This is a genomic window from Hymenobacter gelipurpurascens (assembly GCF_900187375.1).
Classification (GTDB): Bacteria; Bacteroidota; Bacteroidia; order Cytophagales; family Hymenobacteraceae; genus Hymenobacter; species Hymenobacter gelipurpurascens.
This window is the reverse complement of sequence record NZ_FYEW01000004.1, coordinates 254,133-274,907: the sequence shown is the minus strand read 5'-3', so window position 1 is coordinate 274,907 and position 20,775 is coordinate 254,133. Positions and strand designations below refer to the sequence as shown.

The window sequence follows — 20,775 nt, the reverse complement described above, 5'->3', positions numbered from 1 at the left end:
TTCTAATTCCTCCCAACTTCTCCTTTCTCGGCCATGGAAACGCTCACCTCCGATAAGCAGCAAATCCTGCAGGACAACCTCGATTACACGCTTTTCTCCTGGTCAAAGCAGGCGGGGCTGAACCCCATCAGTGCCGAGCGGGCGGAGGGGGTGTATGTGTACGACCGGGATGGGAAGCGCTACCTGGATTTCTCTTCTCAGCTGATGAACGTGAACATCGGGCACGGCAATCAGAAGGTGACGGAGGCGGTGGCCGCGCAGATGCAGGAGCTGAGCTACGTGTACCCCGGCATGATTACCAAGGCCCGCGGCGACTTAGGAAAAAAACTGGCCGAAATCACCTCGCCCAACCTCACCAAGGCCTTTTTCACGCTGGGCGGCGCCGAGTCGATTGAGAATGCCATTAAGCTGGCCCGCGTGTACACCGGCCGCCACAAAATAGTCTCCCTCTACCTTTCCTTTCACGGGGCTTCCTACGGCGCCATCAGTGCCGGGGGCGACCCGCGCAAGCTGGCCGTGGACAGCCAGGCCATGCCGGGCGTGGTGCACGTGGAGAACCCCTACTTCTACCGCTGCCCCTGGTACAGTACTACTCCCGAAGAATGCGCCGAGCGGGCCGCCGCCCACATGGAGCGCGTCATTCAGTACGAAGGCCCCGGCAACGTGGCCGCCATTCTGCTGGAAGGGGAGTCGGGCACTTCGGGCTGCATCAAGTACCCGCCCACCTACTGGCAGCGGGTGCGCGCCATCTGCGACAAATACGGCATCCTGCTCATTGCCGATGAGGTGATGAGCGGGTTCGGGCGCACGGGCAAATGGTTTGGCTCCGATCACCACGGCGTGAAAGTGGATATGATGGCCATGGCCAAGGGCATCACGGCGGGCTACCTGCCGCTGGGCGCCGTGATGGTGGATGAGCAGATTGCGCACTCCTTCGACGACAAGCCCCTGCCGCTGGGCCTCACTTACTCGGCCCACCCGGTTTCCTGCGCCGCCGCCGTAGCGGTGCTGGATATCTACGAAGAGGAAAACCTGATTGAAAACGCCGCCGAGATGGGGCGCTACATCGAGGCCCGCGTGGCGGAAATGGCCGCCCGCCACCCCTCCATCGGGGACTTCCGCAACACGGGCCTACTGGGCTGCCTGGAGCTGGTGAAAAACCGGGAAACCAAGGAGCCCATGGCCCCCTGGAATGCCGCCCCCCACCAGATGGACGTGATGAACCAGGTGGCCGCCAAAATCCGGGAGCTGGGCATGTACACGTTCGTGCGCTGGAATTACATCTTCATCGCGCCGCCCCTTACCATCACCAAAGAAGAAGTAGATGAAGGGCTGGACATCATCTCCCAGGCCATCCGCATCGCCGACGAGCACGTGCACTAAGTTCGGCTCCGCTAAGCCACTCTCTTTCCTGCTGTTTCCCCTGATTAGCTCCCGCTCCAGCGGGAGGCAAGGCGTTGTTTGTGCTAGGCAAAAAGCCGACAATGTCCTGGTTTTGAAATTGTAAGGAAAAACTCCTATATTTTTCTTCTCTAATCCCTTCTTCTTTTCTCTCCCTGCATGTCGTCTCTGCTGATTAAAAATGGCCGCGTCGTCACGGCTGATTCCGACGCGGTGTGCGACGTGCTGATCGACGGCGAAACCATCGTCGCCATTGGCCGGAATCTGCCCGTGCAAGCGGACCGGGTAATCGATGCCACTGGCAAGCTGGTGCTGCCCGGCGGCATCGATCCGCACGTGCACCTGGACATGCCCTTCATGGGCACCTTCAGCAGCGACACCCACGAAACCGGCACCCGCGCCGCCCTGCACGGCGGCACCACTACCGTGATTGACTTCGTGCTGCAGAAGCAGGGCCACTCCCTGCGCGAAGCTCTCACGGAGTGGCAGGGCCGCGCCACCGGCACCGCCGTCGGTGACTACTCCTTCCACATGGCTGTCACGGATTTCAATGAGCACAGCCAGGCGGAAATTGCGGACATGGTGGCCGAAGGCATTACCTCCTTCAAGGCGTTCATGGCCTACAAGGGCGCCCTCATGATTGACGATGCGCAGATGGTTGGCCTTATGCAGGAAGTCAAGAAGCACGGCGCCCTGGTAACCGTGCACGCCACCAACGGCGACATGATTGATACGCTGGTAGCCCAGCACCGCAGCCAGGGCAAGCTTTCCCCCCTCTACCACTATCTCTCTCAGCCCGAAGTGACCGAAGCCGAAGCCTCGGGCCGCTTCACCGACATTGCCAACTACACCGGCGTCAATGCCTACATCGTGCACCTGACCTGCGAGGGGGCGCTGAACCAGGTGCGCGAAGCCACCCGCCGCAACCAGCGGGTGTTCGTGGAAACCTGCATTCAGTACCTGCTGCTGGATGCTTCGCTGTATCAGGAGGAGTTTGAGGGGGCCAAGTGGGTGATGTCGCCGCCGCTGCGGGAGAAAAAGGACCAGGAAACGCTCTGGGCGGGCATCAACCAGGGCCTGGTGCAGGTGGTAGGCACCGATCATTGCCCCTTTATGTGGGAGCAGAAGCAGCTGGGCCGCCACGACTTCTCCAAGATTCCGAATGGGCACCCGGCCATTGAGCACCGTATGGAGCTGCTGTTTTCCGAAGGCGTGAGCAAGGGCCGCATCAGCCTCCAGAAGTTTGTAGAGGTGACAGCCACCAACGCCGCCAAAATCTTCGGCATGTTTCCCCGAAAAGGCACTATCAGTATTGGCGCCGATGCCGACCTGGTCATCCTCGACCCCAACCGCAAACATTCCATTTCCGCCGACACGCACCACATGAACGTCGACTACTCGGCCTACGAAGGCTGGGAACTCACCGGCAAGATTGAAACCGTGCTGCTACGGGGCCAGGTGGCCGTCCACGACGGACAGGCGCTGGTGGGTAAAGGCTACGGCCAGTTTATTAAGCGCGGCGTCACCGTTTTCTAACTACGCTAGGCCACTTCCCCCACTACAGCACTGGCCTAGGCCACTTTCCTATTTCCTCAACCCCTGAACCCTACGCTCATGCCCCGAATCGTCAAGTCCGGTCTTATCCAGATGAGTTTGCCCATGACCGAAGGCCAAGGCTCCATTGAGGAAATCAAGGAAGCCATGGTGCAGAAGCACCTTCCGCTGATTGAGGAAGCGGGGCGCCAGGGCGTGCAGATTTTGTGTCTGCAGGAGATTTTCAACACCCCTTACTTCTGCCCGGGCCAGGACAAGGCCTGGTACGCCTCGGCCGAATCGGTGCCGGGGCCCACGACGGAGCGCATGGCCGAGTACGCCAAAAAGTACCAGATGGTGATGATTGTGCCGGTGTACGAGCGGGAATCGGCGGGCATTCTCTACAACACCGCCGCCGTGATTGACGCCGATGGCACTTACCTGGGCAAGTACCGCAAAAATCACATTCCCCACACCTCCGGCTTCTGGGAGAAGTTCTTCTTTAAGCCCGGCAACCTGGGCTACCCGGTGTTCCAGACCAAGTACGCGAAGGTGGGCGTGTACATCTGCTACGACCGGCATTTTCCGGATGGGGCCCGGGTGCTGGGACTTAACGGGGCCGAAATCGTGTATAACCCGTCGGCAACGGTGGCGGGCCTTTCCCAGTACCTCTGGAAGCTGGAGCAGCCGGCACACGCCGCCGCCAATGGCTACTTCATGGGCTGCATCAATAGGGTGGGCGAGGAGAAGCCCTGGAACCTGGGCAAGTTCTACGGAACATCATATTTCGTGGACCCCCGTGGGCAGATCTTCGCGCAGGCCTCCGAGGATAAGGATGAATTGCTAGTAGCCGAGTTCGATCTGGACTTAATTGAGGAGGTGCGCGCCACCTGGCAGTTCTACCGCGACCGGCGCCCCGAAACCTACGAGAAGCTGGTGGAGCTGTAGGCGCCAGGCCACTCATCATCAGGTAGTGCATTCTAACCATTCGATTGTATGGCTGAGTTTCCCATTCCTGCTACTGAGCAGGACTTCCACGCCAATTTCGCTCAGCTCAAACCCCGGATGAACAACACCGAGGCGCTGTACGAAAGCTCGCGGTGCCTGTTCTGCTTTGATGCGCCCTGTATCAAGGCCTGTCCCACGGGCATTGATATTCCGCAGTTTATCCGGCAGATCAATTCCGGCAACGTGACGGGGGCGGCCAAAACCATCTACGAGGCCAACTACTTCGGCAATGCCTGCGGCAAGGTATGCCCCACGGAGGTGCTCTGCGAAGGAGCGTGCGTGTACAACCTGCAGGACGTGAAGCCCATCGAAATCGGACGCCTGCAAAGCTTTGCTACCCGCCAAGTAATGGATAGCAACCAGCATCTCTTCAAGCCAGGCAAGCCCAACGGCCGGAAGGTGGCCATCATCGGGGCCGGGCCGGCGGGCATTTCTTGCGCCTGTGAGCTGCGGGCCCTCGGCTTCGAGGCAGACGTGTTTGAGGCCAAAGCCCAGCCTTCGGGCCTGACCGTGTACGGCGTGGCGCCCTACAAAATCACAAACGAGGAGGTGCTGGCCGAAATGGACTATCTGCAGGCCCAGTTTGGCTACCGCGTGCACTACCATTCGCCCATCACCACCCGTCAGGAGCTGCAGGCCCTGGAGGAAGCCTACGACGCCATTTTCCTGGGCATCGGCCTGGGCGGCACCAACAGCCTGCACTTGCCGGGCGAGGACCGTCAGAACTGCGTGGGCGCGGTGGAGTTCATCGAGCAGCTCCGTCAGCACCACCACCGCGTAGCCGTGGGCCGCAAGGTGATTGTGCTGGGCGGCGGCAACACGGCCATGGATGCGGCTTCGGAATCGGCGCGGTTGGGCGCGGAGGACGTGCTCCTGGCCTACCGGCGCGGCAAAGACGAGATGGGAGCCTACGACTTTGAGTATGACTTGGCCAACAGCGTGGGCGTGAAAGGGCTGTTCAACGTGGCCCCAATTGAGATTGTGGGCAACGGCCGGGTGGAAGGCGTCAGGTTCGTGCGCACCCAGACCCTCGATGGGCAGGTGCAGGTGGTGGCAGGAACCGAATTCGTGGAATCCTGCGATATGGTCATTAAAGCCACCGGCCAGGCCAAGCAGGTTTCATTCTTGCGCCACATACCGGGCCTGGAGCTCGATAGAAACGGCCGCATAGTGGCTGATGCCTACTCCGGGCAAACCACCAACCCCCAATACTTTGCCTCCGGCGACGCGCGCAACGGTGGGGCCGAAGTGGTAAATGCTGCCGCCGAAGCCAAAGTAGCCGCCCGCGGCATCCACGCCTACCTGCTAGGCCAGTAGCCCGCTGCACCGCGGGCCCGATACAACACATGGAAGCGGACCTAGGCCGGTTCCCTCAATTGACTTTCTAATGCCAGACCTCTCGATAAACTTTGCTGGGATTAAGTCGCCGAACCCGTTCTGGCTGGCCTCCGCGCCGCCCACCAACTCCGGCTACCAGGTGATGAAGGCCTTTGATGCCGGTTGGGGCGGTGCCGTCTGGAAAACCCTGGGTGTGCCCGTCGTGAACGTATCGAGCCGCTACGGGGGCGTCAACTACCGCGACAAGCGCCTGATCGGCTTCAACAACATTGAGCTGATTTCTGACCGCCCCCTAATTGACAACCTGCGCGAGATTGAGGAAGTGAAAAAGCACTTTCCCCGCCACGCCGTCATTGCCTCCCTGATGGTGCAGAGCCGGGAGGAGTGGCACCAGATTGTGCGCGACGTCACAAATGCCGGCGCCGATGGCATCGAGCTCAACTTCGGCTGCCCCCACGGCATGTGCGAGCGGGGCATGGGCTCGGCCGTAGGCCAGGAGCCCGACGTGCTGCGCCTGATTGTGGAATGGGTGATGGAAGTAGCCCGGATTCCGGTAATCGTAAAGCTCACGCCCAACATCTCCGACATCACGGAACCCGCCCGGGCCGCCCGCCTGGGTGGGGCCGATGCCATTTCGCTCATCAACACCATCCAGAGCATCGTCGGCGTTGACCTGGATCTGTTTGCGCCCTACCCCATTGTGGATGGCCAGGGCACCAACGGCGGCTACTGCGGCCCGGCCGTGAAGCCCATTGCCCTGAACATGGTGAAAAACTGCGCCCAGGATCCGCACGTGGCACTACCCATCTCCGGGATTGGGGGCATTGAAAACTGGCGCGATGCCGTGGAGCACATCCTGCTGGGGGCCTCCTCGGTGCAGGTGTGCACGGCCGCCATGCACTTCGGCTTCGGCATCATCCGCGAAATGACGGCCGGCCTGGAGCAGTACATGACGGAAAAAGGCTTTGCCACTATCTACGACATGGTGGGCAAGGCCCTGCCCAATGTAAAGCACTGGGAGGATCTGAATCTGAAGTACAAGGTAACGGCCAAGATTCATGAGGAGAAGTGCATCGGGTGCCAGCTCTGCTACACGGCCTGCGAAGACGGGGCCCACCAGGCAATTGCCCTGCGTGAGGGCACCCGGGTACCTGAAATCATCGAGGAAAACTGCGTGGGCTGCAACCTCTGCTCCCTGGTCTGCCCCGTGGAGCAGTGCATCACGATGGAGCGCACCGACGATGGGACCGAGCACCTGACCTGGAAGGAGCGCACCCTGGCTGGCTCCGTCCCGACGACCTTCAACGATGAGCAGGCGGGTGGCCTACACCACTGGGTGCCCGAGCCCACGGCGGCCCTGGGCAAGGAAAAGCACAAGACCCTGCCCGGCAAGGCGCGACAGCTGGGCCCACCTTCCCCGGTTGGCACGGAACCGGCGAGCAAGGAGTAGCCTCATCTAACACTACATCCACACTACTATATCATTATCAATACCAGCTACTTGTGCATTCTTAACTTAAGCTGTACTTCCCATGGATTCGCCTCAGCCCTCCACCGCCCGCCCGCCCGAGGCCGGGCTGACCAGTGCAGATCTGGCCCCCGTCGCCATGGCGGACCGGACCTGGAACACCTGGAACTATGCCGCCCTCTGGATCAGCATGAGTTTGTGCATACCCACCTACATGCTGGCCAGCTCCCTTATTGAGGGCGGCATGAACTGGTGGCAGGCCATCCTGACCATTTTCCTGGGCAACAGCATTGTGCTGGTGCCCATGGTGCTGAACGGGCGGGCCGGCGCGAAGTATGGCATTCCGTTTCCGGTGCTGGCGCGGGCCAGCTTTGGGGTGCGCGGAGCCAATATTCCGGCCATGCTGCGCGCCATCATTGCCTGCGGCTGGTTCGGTATTCAAACCTGGATTGGCGGGCAGGCGCTCTACCAGCTGGTAAAGCTCTGGCTGCCCGCCATCGGTACGCTGCCCGCCGTGTTTCCGGCCTCCTGGGCGCTGCCTACGGGGCCGGCGGTGCTGTTTCTGCTGTTTTGGCTCCTGAACATGTACGTGGTGCATCTGGGCGTCGACAGCATCCGGAAGCTTTTGGTGTTCAAGGCATTTTTCCTGCCCATTGCGGCGCTAGGCCTCTTGTACTGGGCTATTTCGGCGGGGCATGGCCTGGGGCCCATCCTGGCACAGCCTGCCAAATTCACGACTTCGGCTGCCTTTTGGGCGTTCTTCTTTCCTTCCCTGACGGGCATGGTCGGCTTTTGGGCGACGCTGTCGCTGAACATTCCGGATTTCACTCGCTACGCCCAAAGCCAGCGAGCCCAGGTCGTGGGGCAGGCCCTGGGGCTGCCGCTGCCCATGACGCTGTTTGCGTTTGTCGGGGTGGTCGTGACCTCGGCCACCTTTATTATCTACGGCAAAACCATCTGGGACCCGGTGGAGCTGGCGGGCCGCTTCGATAGCAAGGTGCTGGTAACCGTGGCCATGCTGGCCGTGGCCCTCTCCACTCTGGCCACCAACATTGCGGCCAACATCGTGAGCCCGGCCAACGATTTCGCGAACCTAGCTCCCGAGAAAATAGACTTTAGAATTGGGGGCTACATCACGGGCGTGCTAGGCCTGCTCATCTGCCCCTGGAAACTGATAGCCGACCCCTCGGGCTATATCTTCACCTGGCTGGTGGGCTATTCGGCGCTGCTGGGGCCCATCGGGGGCATCATGATTGCCGATTACTACTTTATCCGCCGGCAGCAGCTGTCGCTGCCTGATCTGTACCAGTACGGGGGGAGCTACGCCTATAACCGGGGCTACAATACCAGGTCCCTGCTGGCTCTGGGGGTGGGCATCCTGCCCAACATTCCCGGCTTTTTGAGTACAATCGGGCTGCTGCCCCGGGAGCTTGTCTGGGGCTGGCTGCTCGACGTGTACAACTACGCCTGGTTTGTCGGCTTCTTTCTGTCCGCGGGCGCCTACTTGTGGGGGATGTCCCCAGTGAACAGCCGCCTGGCGTCAGCTGCAACCCACCACCGCGGCGGTATCCCGGTTTCACCCACCACGCCCGGCTAACCTAGGCCGGCACCAGGCTGGCCCCGGCCGGGGCGACGCTTTTCGGTGCGCGAGCGGAGCTCGCTGGCCCGGACAACGGCCGGGGCCGGCAACGGCAGCCGGCTAGGTTAGCAGCTGGGGCTTTTCCTGGTAAACCTTCCAGAGAAACTCGCCGAAGAGGGTGTTGGCCCAGGCAAACCAGCTGCGGGTAAACTGGGCGGCATCGTCCTTGTGAAAGGACTCGTGCATGTAGCCTGTGCCGGCGTGGGTGGCGCGCAGGCTCTGCACGCAGGCCCGGATTTCGGCCTCACTTGCGCTGGTGAGCCCGCGCATGGTGATGGCAATGGGCCAGATCATGTCCTGGCCCACGTGGGGGCCGCCGATGCCTTCCGCAGCCCGCCCTTTAAAGAAGAAGGGGTTGTTTTCGGACAGCACAAACCGCCGCGTGTTCTGGTAGATAGGGTCGGTGGCCGCTACGGCCCCCAGGTAAGGCAGGGCCAGCAGGCTGGGCACGTTGGCGTCGTCCATGAGCACCTGGCTGCCGAAGCCATCCACTTCGTAGGCGTATAGGCGGCCGTGCTGGGGGTGGTCGATGACCGCGTACCGGCGCAGGGCGGCTTCCACCTCGTCGGCCAGGGCGGAGAGCTCCCGGGCCGTGGCAGTGTCCTTGGCCAGCCGGGTCATCATCTCGCTGGCCTGGCGCAGGCTGACTACGGCGAAAAAGTTGCTGGGCACCAGAAAGGAGTAGAGCGTAGCGTCGTCGCTGGGCCGAAAGGCCGAGCAGATCAGGCCTACGGGCCGCACGGGGTAGCCGTAGCCGCTCATGGGCTGGGTGTCGGTGGCCGTGGCCGTTTCGCGCTGAAACTTGTAGGAGCCCCGGTCCGCCTTGCGCTGCTGCTCCCGGAAGGTCAGCAGTACTTTCCGAATGGACTGCTGCCAGGCCGCGTCAAAGGGCTGGGCGTCGTTGGTGCTTTTCCAGTAGTGGTAGGCCAGGCGGATGGGGTAGCAGAGCGAGTCAATTTCCCACTTGCGCTCGTGCACGCCGGGCTGCATGGCGGTCAGGTCCGACTTCCACTCCCCCACCTTGGCATCGTCGCCGTAGAAAGCATTGGCGTAGGGGTCCTTGAGAATGCAGCGCGTTTGGCGGTTGATAACGCCGGCTACGAGCTGGCGCAGCTCCGCATCCTTGGGGATAAACTGCAGGTAGGGCCAGACCTGGGCCGAGGAGTCGCGCAGCCACATGGCGTCAATGTCGCCGGTGATAATGTACGTATCGGGGCGCCCCTCCCGCAGGGTGTAGGTCACGGTGGTGTCCAGGGTGCTCGGGAAGCAGTTCTCAAACAGCCACCCCAGCTCCGCGTCGGGCACTTTCCGCTGAAACTCCTTGATGGCCGCCTCCACGGTGCGGCTGCGAAACCGCCGCTGGGATGCGGCTGGGCGCACCACCGGGAAGGCGGGCGCCCCGGCGGCCAGCAGGGAGGTGGGTTTCAGCAGCGCGCCCCCGGAAAGCAGCGAGAGGCCCTGAAGGAAGTGTCGACGGTTCATAGGTAAAGAGTTGGTAGTAAACAGTATAGGGAGTTTACCTGGCCTGGCAGCCTAGCTTACAGCACCGACCGGGGCCGGTCGGCGGGGGCCACCCCCCAGGTGGGGCTGGGCGTGGCCCCCATTGTAAATACCAGCCTGCCGCCCTGCAGCAGCTGCTGGTGGGTGATGTAGGATTTGGAGTAGGCCTTGCCGTTCAGGGTAACGGCCTGAATGTACCTGTTGGTCGCGCTGTTGTTTTGGGCTTCCAGGGTCAGCGTTTTGCCGGCGGCCAGCTGAATGGTGGCGTGCTGCACGGCCGGGCTGCCAAACACGTAGGCCCCGTTGGCCGGGTTGAGGGGGTAGAACCCCAGGGTGGAAAACACGTGCCACGCCGACATCTGGCCCACGTCTTCGTTGCCGATGATGCCGTCGGGCTTGGCCGTGTAGAAGTTATCGGTGATGAAGCGCACTTTGTCGGCCGTTTTCCAGGGCTGGCCAACGTAGTTGTAGAGGTAGGGAATGTGATGGCCGGGCTCGTTGCCGTGGGCGTACATGCCGATCAGGCCCGAAATATCGGGGGAGGCCTCTTCGCCCATATTGCCCTTCACCGTAAACAGCGAATCCAGCTTGCGGCTGAAGCGCTGCTCTCCGCCCAGCAGCCCAATCAGGCCTTCCACATCCTGGGGTACCAGCCAGGTGTACTGCCAGGCATTGCCCTCGGTGAAGTCGCTTTTCATGTGCACCGACTTGAACGGGTCAAAGGGCGTGCGCCACGCCTTGGTGGAGAGGCGCCCGCGCATAAAGCCGGCTTTTTTGTCGAAGTACTGCTGGTAGTTTTTGGCCCGCTGGCTGAAGTAGGCGTAGTCGGCGGTCTTGCCCATTTTGCGGGCCATCTGGGCAATGCACCAGTCGTCAATGGCGTACTCCAGCCCTTTGGACACACTTTCCACTTCACTGTCGGCCGGAATAAAGCCCTGCTCTTTCACCGCTTTGAGCCCGAACTCGTCGCGCAGGGCCGTGGCGCGCACGGCCTCGTAGGCCAGGTTGGCGTCGAAGCCCGTGAAGCCTTTCAGGTAGGCGTCGGCCACGACCGGCACGGCGCTGTATCCCACCATGCAGTTGGTTTCGTTGCCCATCAGATGCCATACGGGCAGCTTGCCCTGCTGCTGGTAGATGGCCAGCATGGAGCTGACCATGTCGTTGACGCGCTCGGGCTGCAGCAGGGTGAACAGCGGGTGCGCCGCCCGGTAGGTGTCCCAGAGGGAAAACGTGGTCAGGTTGGTGAAGCCCGGGTTTTGGTGCACCTGCTGGTCGGTGCCCCGGTAGTCGCCGTTGTGGTCGTTGAATACCGAGGGCGCAATCATGGTGTGGTAGAGGGCCGTGTAAAAGGTTTTCCGGCGGGTGTCCTCGGCCTGAATCCGCACTTTCTGCAGCTCCTTGTTCCAGGCCCCATCAGCCTGGGCTACCACCCTGGCGAAGTCCCAGTGGGGGATTTCCGCCCGGATGTTGGCCAGGGCCCCGGCAGTGCTTACCGGGGAGATGCCCACTTTCAGCTTCACCTTTTCGCCCGCCTGGGTCGGGAAGGAAAGCACGCCCTTGATGCGGTTGCCGGTGGCGGCGGGCGTGGTGTGGCCCAGCGTGTCGAGCACCTGCACACTGGTAAAACTGCGGATGGGCTTGGAAACGACGGCGGCAAAGTACAGGCGCTGATCCGCGGCCCAGCCCTTGGAGTTGCGGTACCCCACGAGGGTGCTGTCGTTGAGCTGCTCGATGTGGGTGTCCGTGGCCAGGTCCCAGCCAATGCCCTGCTGCAGGTCGAAAATCAGGTGGGAAGCTTCGGACTGGGGGAACGTGTACTGGTGGAAGCCCACCCGCTCGGTGGCGGTCAGCTCGGCCCTGATATCGTAGCGCTGCAGGCGCACGGCGTAGTAGCCGGGCCGGGCCTGCTCTTCCTGGTGGGAAAACAGCGAAACCAGGCCCCGCTCCGGGTTTTTTGGCCGTCCTTCGGTTACGCGCACCGCTCCCGTGGTGGGCATCACCGTCACGTCGCCCAGGTCGCCGATGCCGGTACCGCTCAGGTGGGTGTGGGCAAACCCCACGATGGTGGAGTCCGAGTAATGATACCCGGAGCACCAGTCCCAGCCCTCGGTGATGTTGACCGGCCCGAGCTGCACGGCTCCGAAGGGCACGTTGGCCCCCAGAAAAACGTGGCCGTGAAAGCCCGTGCCGATGAAGGGGTCGACGTACTGGGTAAGGCTGATCTGCCGGCTCGCCGTTGCCGGCCGGCGGCTGCCCGGCTGGGGGCGGCAGGCCACTACCGAAGCCAGGCAGGCCCAAAAGCCGGCGGACAGGAGAAGTTGACTGTAAGTACGCTGCATAGATTAGCGGGCTTGGCGGCAAAAGAAATCGGGCCTTGAGCGAATAAAAACAGGGGAGTGGCCGGGATAAGGAAGCAGCCGGCGGCCGGCGTCAGCCAGCAACCCGAACTGTCGGCTACTGCACCATCACTTCATCCACGAACAGCCAGGTATCGGGCGTGGCTGCCCCGGGCGGCTGGGCATTTGTGGCCGTAATGCGGACAAACCGGGCCTTGGTTTTCGGTAGCGCAGCCGGCACTTCGCGAATAGCCGGCTTGCCCGGGGAGAACCCGGAGACAGGGGCGGCATACACGGTCTGGTATTTGACGCCATCCTTTGACACGGCGATTGCCACGTTGGTCGGCAGCCGGATGCCCGAGCCGGCCGCCTGTAGAAAGCTGGCTTTCACGGTCCTAAGGGCGGTGACCTGCCCCAGGTCGAGGGTGGCTTCCAGGTCGGTACCGTAAAAGCCCAGCCACTGCCCGTCGGCGTGGTTGGTGGAGCCCCGTTGCCCATCCACCAAGGTTATGGCTCCGGCCCCCCGGTAGCTTCTGTTGGGCTCGGTGGTGAGCGTCACGGGGGCGGCAAAAGCCTGGTGCACCGTCAGCTCCCGGGTCGTGACTTCCCCCTGTAGCTGGTGGCCTTCAAAGGCCGCGGCTTTGATAACAGCCGAATGGGACACGGCAAACGGCTGGGTGTACTCCGCAGAGGCCGGGGTGGGCGCGGTGCCGTCGAGGGAGTAGCGGATCCGGGGGCCTGCAGCGTCCATCTGCAGGGCTACCAGGGTAGCATGTCGGGCGGAGTCGAAGGTCAGCCGCTGGCGCACGTTAAAGGCACTCCGGGAGTAGGAGGCGCCCCAGGACTCATAACGCCGGTACTGCTGCTGCATCCGCTGCTGAAAGCTGGGCCAGCTTTTCTGCCGGGTGGGAGTCCAGAGCACCTCAGCCAGTGCCGACAGGCGGGGCAGCAGCATATACTCGGCCTGCTGCTCGGTGGCAATGTACTCGGTCCAGAGGTTGGCCTGACCCCCTAGAACGTACTGCTGCTCGGCCGCCGTCAGCTCTGTGGGGGTGGGCTCGAAGGCGTACACCTTGGACAGGGGCAGGAAGCCGCCAAACGACAGGGGCTCCAGGCTGGCTTCGCCCTGGGCATGGTCGAAGTAGGCGTGGGAGCCGGGGGCCATCACCACCTGATGGTGCTGCCGGGCCGCCGTGGTGCCGCCCTCCATCCCGCGCCAGGACATGACGGCGGCGTTGGGCGCCAGGCCGCCTTCCAAAATCTCATCCCACCCGATCATGGTCTTGCCGCGGGAGTTCACAAACTTCTCCATGCGCTGCACGAAGTAGCTTTGCAGCTCGTGCTCGTCCTTTAGATTTTCCGCCTTCATCCGGGCCTGACACTTCGGGCAGGTGCGCCAGCGCGTTTTGGGCGCTTCATCCCCGCCCAGGTGCACCATGCGGCCCGGAAACAGCGGCATAACTTCGGTTAGCACGTCCTGCAGGAAAGAAAACGTCTGCTCGTTGCCGGCGCAGAAGATGTCGTCAAACACTCCCCAAAGCCGCTCCACCTTGAAAGGGCCGCCCGTGCAGGACAGCTCGGGGTAGGCCGCCAGGGCGGCGACGGCGTGGCCGGGCATCTCAATTTCCGGCACCACCGTAATGTAGCGGTCCTGGGCGTAGCGGACCACCTCCCGGATCTGCTCCTGGGTGTAGAAGCCCCCGTAGCGGAGGTTATCGAACTGGTGGGGCTGATCGGAGTAGTGCCCAATGAGGGTGCCCTCGCGCCAGCCGCCCACGGAAGTCAGCCGGGGATATTTTTTGATTTCTATGCGCCAGCCCTGGTCGTCGGTGAGGTGCCAGTGAAAGGTATTCAGCTTGTGCAGGGCCAGGTAGTCAATGTACTGCTTGACAAATGAAACCGGAAAGAAGTGGCGGCTCACATCCAGGTGCATGCCCCGCCAGGCGTACCGGGGCTGGTCCACCACCTCCACTGCCGGCAAGCTCACCGCCCCCCCGGCGGCGCGCTGCGGGGGTAGCAGCTGGCGGATGGTTTGCAGGCCCAGAAACACGCCGTGAGGGTCTCGGGCGGCCAGCACAACTTGACTTGGCTGTACACTTAGCGTGTAGCCCTCGGCGCCCAGGCTGTCCAGGGCCGGGCGCAAGGACAGGTATATATCTCCTGAACCGGGCTTACCCGGCCTGCTCTTTCCGACCACCACCACGGGAGGCTGCACGCCCGCGCTGGCCTGCAGATCCTGGCTTAGCACCTGCCCGATGCGGCGCAGCTCCTGGCTGTTTGCGTCGACGTAAATGCTGGTGGCCGCCGTGATGGCAAAGCTTCCACGGCCGGGGGTGAGGTGGGCCGGCATTGGAATAAGCGCAGTTGACGGGGAAGGGTCGGCCGCTTGCTGGGCGAAAGCCGGAGCAGCCCCAAACAGGCCTAGCAGAAAGGACAACGACAGCCAAGGATTCTTTCTCACGGGAAGACGCAGGATTAGGTAGTCCGATAGAGCGGGAGCGGGCCGGCAAGCCGGGGTTGCTCCGGGCTTGTTGGGAAGGCGCAAGCCCGTGCTCGGCAATATCAGGCATAAAAGGATAGTTCACAGGGGAGGGCCGCTAGCTTTCGCGGGTGCTCCGGCCCTAACTTAACAGGCCAGCCGGCGCAGGGCGACGACCAGCTGCTGCACGATTGCGGCATCGGTTTCCCAGCGCGGGCAATCAAACTCGGATGCTTTCGCGGGTGGCCCACCCGCTAGCTCCCGTTTCGCGCTGGCGTGAAACTCCCGGGCGCCGGTATGCCGGGCCACCTGCTGAATCGTGGTGGGCGTCAGCCCCGAGCCCGGCATAATGCTCAGGCGCCCTTCCGCCTGCTTGATCAGGGCGGCCAGCTGGGGCTGCCCCGCCACGGCGGTGGGCTGCCCCCCGGAAGTCAGCAGGCGCTGGCAGCCCAGGCGGATGATATCTTCCAGGGCCTGCCCTTGATCGGGGCACGCATCGAAGGCACGGTGAAACGTGACCGCCAGCGGCCCGGCCGCGTCCATCAGCCGCTCGCAGGCGGCCCGGTCTACGCGGCCGGCCTGGTCCAGGGCTCCGAGCACGACGCCGGCGCACCCCAGCGCCCGGCAGTGCCGGATGTCAGCGGCCATGACGGCCTGCTCCTGGGCATCGTAGCAGAAGGGCCCGGGCCGCGGCCGGATCAGCACGAACACGGGAATAGTCAGCTGGGAGAGCACCTGCTCGATGGTGCCCAGCGAGGGGGTAGTGCCGCCCTGCTCCAGCTGCTGGCACAGCTCAACCCGGTCGGCGCCCCCGGCCTGGGCCGCCAGGGCTGAGTGCACGGAGTTAGCGCAGATTTCCAGGGTGCGCGCCCTCATTTCAGCCAATAGTCGCTTTGGATAAGCTGCTGCTGGTTTTCGGCGGTGCACACGGCGTAGCTGAAGCCCTTCTGGAGGGCGTAGGCGCCGTGCTGGCCCTGGCTGCTGACGGCAATAAAGCACACCTGGATGTCGCGGGCCTTGTCGCCTTTGATTTTGGCCACCCGCTCAATGGCGGCCTTGCAGGCAGCCGTAGGGGAGAGGCCCTGGCGCATAAGCTCCACCACCGTGTGGGCGCCGGCCATACGAATCACGTCTTCGCCCTGGCCCGTGGCGGCGGCGGCTCCTACGGCATTGTCCACGAACAGCCCCGACCCGATCAGGGGAGAGTCGCCGAGGCGGCCCCGCATCTTAAAGCCCATGCCGCTGGTTGTGCAGCTGCCACTCAGGTTGCCCTTGGCATCCCGGGCCAGCATGGCAATGGTATCGTGGTTGTTGGCCCCGCCCACCGGGCCGGGGGGGCGGCGGCCCGAGTTTTCAATGTTCACCACGGGCTGGTAAAGGCTGGTTTTCAGCCATTCCCGGTAGGCCTTTTCGGCGTCGGGGCTGAGCTTCTGCGGCTCCAGGGGAAATCCCTGGGCCACGGCAAACTGCTGGGCTCCTTCGCCCACCAGCATCACGTGGGGGGTGCGCTCCATGATGCGGCGGGCCACACTGATGGGGTGCTTGATGCGCTCCAGGGCCGCCACGCTGCCGCAGTTAAATTGCTCGTCCATGATGCAGGCGTCCAGGGTCACGATGCCTTCCCGGTCGGGGTTGCCGCCCAGCCCGACGCAGCAGTTCTGCGAGGCTTCCGTCACCATCACGCCCGCTTCCACCGCATCCAGGGCGCGGCCGCCCTTGCTGAGCACTTTCCAGGCCCCCAGGTTGGCCGCCAGACCCGTGTCCCAGGTGGAGATAACCAGCGGCTTTCCTGCTGGCGCTGTTGGAGCCAGGCTGATGGCTTCGAGGGGGCGCCCCGCGGCCAGCAAAGCCAGGCCAGCGGAGGAGGTGAGAAACTTGCGGCGAGAAGGCATAGAATAGAAGGAGAAGTGGACTCCTCAAATAAACTGTTTTTCACGGGATGTTTCACCGGGCTCCGGCCGGGCCGGGCCGCCAGCCCGCGCGGGGGGTATCCAGCGTAGGCCTCACGGCGGGCCGGTGGGAGCGCAGCGGGCAGAGCAGAGATTCCGGCAGCTAAGGCAGTCGTTTTTATTGCTTCGGCCCCCGCTATCGATCAGCCCCTCTCGGTGGGTGGAGGCGTGAAAGATGAAGCGCGGGAAGGGGCGACAGCTGACGCCGGGCGGGCAGTAAGTTAACTTACCTTCCCCACGGCCGGGCTTTCCGTACTTTACGGCCGCTTGACCGCGCAGAGCCTCTCAGGAACCCTGGTGGAAATGCGCTGAAGGCCGGCCACATGATCCTCTATCGCCCTGGAAATCACCCTGTTAATCACCACCTCCTGCCGTTACCGTTCAGGTTCCCTTACCCGCCCGCGACACCCTTCGCTCCTGGACGATGATGGAAACGATTGTGTCCGTGGTGGGGCTGGCTGGGGTGCTGAAGCTGTTCGCCCCGTAGCTTCCCTCTGCCCGAGAGAAGAAAGCTACGGGGCTGTTTCAGTTCACTGCCTTGGAATTATTGATTGTATTCGAGTCAATCAGCAGATTACGAGGATCCACCCCCACTGTAGCGGGCCGGGCAGGCAGCGTGAACACAATTGTCTGCCGGCCGGATTTAAGCAGGTGCCTTTGGCGGTAAAGGGGCTGGCCTACCGCTTTCCCATCGGGAGCGGGGGCGAAGGCTCCGATTTCTACCCACTCTTTCATCGGCCGTTTAAACTCGGTGCCGGCGCTGTCCACTACCACCTTGCGAGCCTGCAGGGTGAGCGTCACCTGCCAGGCGCCTCCTAGAGGTTGGGCGGTGACGCTCTCAGTCGCCAGTTCCCAAAAGGTGTTGGCTTGAAACAGGTCGTGCAGCAGGGGCTGGAGTGAGTCCGGTGTTGCCGTCTGCAGCTCCCGGAAGAGGTCCAGCGACGTGGGCCGGGGCATGGTCCCGGGGCGGTGCCGGGCCAGCAGATTCCGGAGCGCCCCGTTCACCCGGTCCCGTCCCATGTATTGGCTTAGCGAGTACAAGGCCAGGGGCCCTTTGCGGTAGTTCTGGTAAAAGTCATCGGCTTGCAGCAGGGGCTTGGCGGCCCGGGTGCGCGGGAGCTCATTCTCCTCCCGCAGGAAACCCAGCAGGGCCTGCAGGTGCTCCGCCCCGTACTTATCTTCCAGTACGCCCATGGCCGAGTACCAGGCCAGGCTTTCAGAAATCAGGCCGGCACCCTCTACATAGGCTTGTTTAAGTTGGTTGCCCCACCACTGGTGCGCCACCTCGTGCGCCACCACGGCCGTCACCAGGTCAAAGCCCCGCTTGTCCTTGTTGGGGTTCAGCAAGAAAAAACCTTCCTCGGCCGTGATGTCGATGGGCGCGGCGTGGTTTCCGAAAGCGTAGCTGGGATGGGCCACAAAGCGCAGCTGCCGATGCGGGTAGGGCCCGAACTGCTGGGTGTAATAGTCCAGCGATGCCTGGGCGCTCCGGACCATGCGCGCCGGGTTCTGCGAAAGTCCCGGGGGATAGTAAACCTGGATGGCAACCTCCTGCGCCGAGCCAGCCGACGGGTTGCGCCACTTCCCTTCCTGCACGGCGTAGGCAGCCGAGAAAAAGGCGTATTCATTGCGAATAAGCGCATCGGTGGCAAAATGGAAGTAGCGGCGGCCCGCTTTAATCCAGGTTCGGCGTAAGGTGCCCGGCGCCACCACCGTTTGGCTGGCATCCGTGCCCACGATGGCCTCCAGGCGGATTTGCTCGGAAAAAGGGGCGTACCGGCGGGCCGCCGCGTCGTAGAGCGAGTAGGTGGCGGGTCGGGAAGCCAGGCCATACGCTTTTCGGGCGCCGGCCTCATCCAGCTCCCGGTAGGGCTGGTAGCCGATGACGGGAAGCCACTCCAGATTGCGGAAGCTGGTGCTGTTTTCCGTAACCTGCGCGTCGGCGCCGTTGTTGGTAAAGCCCCGCGCTTGATGCTTAACCTGAAAACGCAGGCGCAGGGAGTCGCCCGGGGCTAGGGGCTGGGCCAGGGCGTACCGGCGGTAGCCGTGCTCCTCGTCCACGAGCACAGCTTTGGCCGGCTGGTTGAAGTTAATCGCAGTTGTTTCAACGCCCGCACCCGCCGCCAGATGCACCGTGTCAATGGCCACCTGACTTTTATTCACCAGCAGGTAAGTGCCCCGGATCGCTACCGTCCGCTGCTGGGGATATATTTCCACCTGCAGGTTTACCCCGGACAGCACGGGCTGGGGAACGTTGAGGTACCGGCGGTAGCGCTGCTCATACCCAGCGCGCCGTGCCGCAATCTCCGCGGCGGCAGTGTACGCATGCAGCACGTTGGTGTTGTAGAAGATGAAGCCGCCAAACAAGAGGAGGCCGGCCACAGCCACTGCCGACACCAGGGCGCTGGAACGCGTGAAGCGCCGGCGCGCCAGCTGAAGCCGCGCAGCTGCACTGCTCTCCCGTCCCCGCACCCAGAACAGCCGCGCCACGACTGCCAGCAGCAGTCCCCAGGCCACCCAATATCCCTTAAACCACAGCCAGGGCGCCAGCGACGACCCAAACCCGGCCATATCGGTATAAGTCCACGGCGGACTGGCGCCAAAAATGAGCAGCTTGTGCTCGATACCCAGCGCAGGCGCAAACGACATGAACCCGTAGATCAGCAGCGCTACCAGATGGGCCACAAACTTTTGGTTTACCAGGACATGCACGGTGAGGGCCAGTAGGGCGAAAAGGAGGCAGTCGACTAGCTGCAGCCCGAACAGGGCCCGCACGTACAGGCCTATTGCAGGGGAAGCGCCACCTATGGCCGCCTGTGCCAGCACGCCTGCCGTCATTAGGAAGGCCAGCCACACGACCAACACCAGGGACAGCGCCAGAAACCGGCTCAGGAAAAGCACTCCCTCCGGCACCGGCGCCGCGTTGACCACCTCACTCACCCCGGTTTCCCGGTCCCGCCACACCAGCTGGCCGGCATAGAAAATAATGAGCAGCACCAGAAGAACCCAGAAAGCGGCCGGCCCCGCCAGGGGAGCGGTCAGGTACTCCACGACAAAGTCCGTTCGGGGCAGCAAGGGCACGCCCCGGCCTTTCAGGTTGCCGGGCACAGTAGCGCCTACCAGCAGGGCCAGCAAAGCCAACAGGGGCAGGCCAGCCTTGCTTTTGGCGAGCGGCAGAAAGGATTCCCAGGTGATACGGCGCAACTGGCTTAGCTGGGTGGCCCAGCCGTACGTTCCCCTGGCCGGCGGCAGCGCTTCCGCGGTTTCCCAGCGGAGCTTCTCCCAGGCCGTTACCGCTGGGAGTAGGGGTTTCCCTGCAAACTGCTTTGAGCCGGAGCCAGGCAACACAAACTGAAACCGGAAGTACGTAAAGGCTAGCAGGCCCAGTGAAAAGCCGAACCAGAGAAGGCGGTTAGCGAGAAAGGATCCTTCCAGCAGCAGAAAACGCGTGCTTTTCTCCTGAGGGCTCCAGTCAATGGACAGATGGCTCAGTACCGGGCCAAAACTCATCGGGTCAGCCAGGTTTCCCCATTCTCCCCCTTTTTCCAGCAGGGGCCATATTGTGTAGGACGCCGCGAACAGGGCCGCGCCGACCAGATAGCTTGCTAGGGCCCGCCGGCTGAGCGCCGCCGCCGAAAATTGCATAGCCGTCGCGAAAAAAGCGTTGGGCAGAGCGATAAAGAAAAAGGTAGTCAGGTAGGGTGCCACCCGGAACGGACCCAGAATCTCGGCCTCAACCCCGGCAAAGTGCATGGCCAGCAGCATACCCGCCGGGATGGCGAGCAGCTGGAGGGCACTCAGGGCAAAGGCGGCCAGGTAGCGCCCGCCCAGGTAGGCGGCTTTGCTGGCGGGGGCCGCGTACGTAAGCAAATGCATGCGGGTCTGCACATCGCGGGCAGCCGCTTCGCCTGCCACGGAGGCGCCTATCACCAGCCAGAACACGCAGCAGATCACCGTGACGGCAGCCAGGACGATGGGCGCGTTCAGGAGAAAGTATCCGTCCCGCGCGTCGGAGGCATAGTTGGCAATGACTACCAGAAAAGTGATAAGCAAGATCACCCCGAAGTAAAGCCAGGTAGCGGCCCGGCGAAGCTGGTAAGTGAATTCCAGCGCAAAAATCCTTT

The 20,775-nt window shown here is 62.9% G+C and carries 12 protein-coding genes; 6 read left to right on the top strand and 6 right to left on the bottom strand.

The window, feature by feature from the left end:
• Positions 1-33 precede the first annotated feature (33 nt).
• The 6 genes from CFT68_RS21275 (at position 34) to CFT68_RS21250 (ending at position 8,345) form a co-directional block, all read left to right on the top strand.
• Entirely contained in the window at positions 34-1,383 is a 1,350-nt protein-coding gene (locus tag CFT68_RS21275; protein ID WP_088845700.1) for an aminotransferase class III-fold pyridoxal phosphate-dependent enzyme, read from the top strand.
• 177 nt (positions 1,384-1,560) lie between these two features.
• A complete protein-coding gene (gene hydA / locus CFT68_RS21270; protein WP_088845699.1) occupies positions 1,561-2,937 on the top strand; it encodes a dihydropyrimidinase in 1,377 nt (458 codons plus the stop codon).
• 78 nt (positions 2,938-3,015) lie between these two features.
• Entirely contained in the window at positions 3,016-3,882 is an 867-nt protein-coding gene (locus CFT68_RS21265) for a nitrilase-related carbon-nitrogen hydrolase (protein WP_170934890.1), read from the top strand.
• Positions 3,883-3,930: 48 nt separating this feature from the next.
• Complete coding sequence (locus tag CFT68_RS21260; RefSeq protein ID WP_088845697.1) at positions 3,931-5,259, top strand: FAD-dependent oxidoreductase; 1,329 nt, start codon at positions 3,931-3,933, stop codon at positions 5,257-5,259.
• A 70-nt stretch (positions 5,260-5,329) separates the two neighbouring features.
• The gene (preA, locus tag CFT68_RS21255) at positions 5,330-6,730 is read left to right on the top strand and encodes an NAD-dependent dihydropyrimidine dehydrogenase subunit PreA (protein WP_088845696.1); all 1,401 of its coding nucleotides are present in this window, start codon (positions 5,330-5,332) and stop codon (positions 6,728-6,730) included.
• A gap of 82 nt (positions 6,731-6,812) precedes the next feature.
• A complete protein-coding gene (locus tag CFT68_RS21250; protein ID WP_088845695.1) occupies positions 6,813-8,345 on the top strand; it encodes an NCS1 family nucleobase:cation symporter-1 in 1,533 nt (510 codons plus the stop codon).
• A 102-nt stretch (positions 8,346-8,447) separates the two neighbouring features.
• Here CFT68_RS21250 and CFT68_RS21245 read toward each other — a convergent pair whose 3' ends face one another.
• The 6 genes from CFT68_RS21245 to CFT68_RS21220 all read right to left on the bottom strand — a co-directional run bounded on the left by CFT68_RS21245 (position 8,448) and on the right by CFT68_RS21220 (position 20,710).
• Complete coding sequence (locus CFT68_RS21245; protein ID WP_088845694.1) at positions 8,448-9,869, bottom strand: glycoside hydrolase family 125 protein; 1,422 nt, start codon at positions 9,867-9,869, stop codon at positions 8,448-8,450.
• A gap of 56 nt (positions 9,870-9,925) precedes the next feature.
• Complete coding sequence (locus CFT68_RS21240; protein WP_088845693.1) at positions 9,926-12,226, bottom strand: GH92 family glycosyl hydrolase; 2,301 nt, start codon at positions 12,224-12,226, stop codon at positions 9,926-9,928.
• Positions 12,227-12,341: 115 nt separating this feature from the next.
• The gene (locus CFT68_RS21235) at positions 12,342-14,684 is read right to left on the bottom strand and encodes a glycoside hydrolase family 20 protein (RefSeq protein WP_170934889.1); all 2,343 of its coding nucleotides are present in this window, start codon (positions 14,682-14,684) and stop codon (positions 12,342-12,344) included.
• A 165-nt stretch (positions 14,685-14,849) separates the two neighbouring features.
• Complete coding sequence (locus CFT68_RS21230; RefSeq protein WP_088845692.1) at positions 14,850-15,578, bottom strand: copper homeostasis protein CutC; 729 nt, start codon at positions 15,576-15,578, stop codon at positions 14,850-14,852.
• Complete coding sequence (locus CFT68_RS21225; RefSeq protein ID WP_088845691.1) at positions 15,575-16,594, bottom strand: N(4)-(beta-N-acetylglucosaminyl)-L-asparaginase; 1,020 nt, start codon at positions 16,592-16,594, stop codon at positions 15,575-15,577. The genes CFT68_RS21230 and CFT68_RS21225 overlap by 4 nt, the downstream gene beginning before the upstream one ends.
• A 582-nt stretch (positions 16,595-17,176) precedes the next feature.
• Positions 17,177-20,710, bottom strand: coding sequence for an ABC transporter permease/M1 family aminopeptidase (locus tag CFT68_RS21220; RefSeq protein ID WP_245815474.1), 3,534 nt, complete (start codon positions 20,708-20,710; stop codon positions 17,177-17,179).
• Between the last annotated feature and the right edge of the window lie 65 nt (positions 20,711-20,775).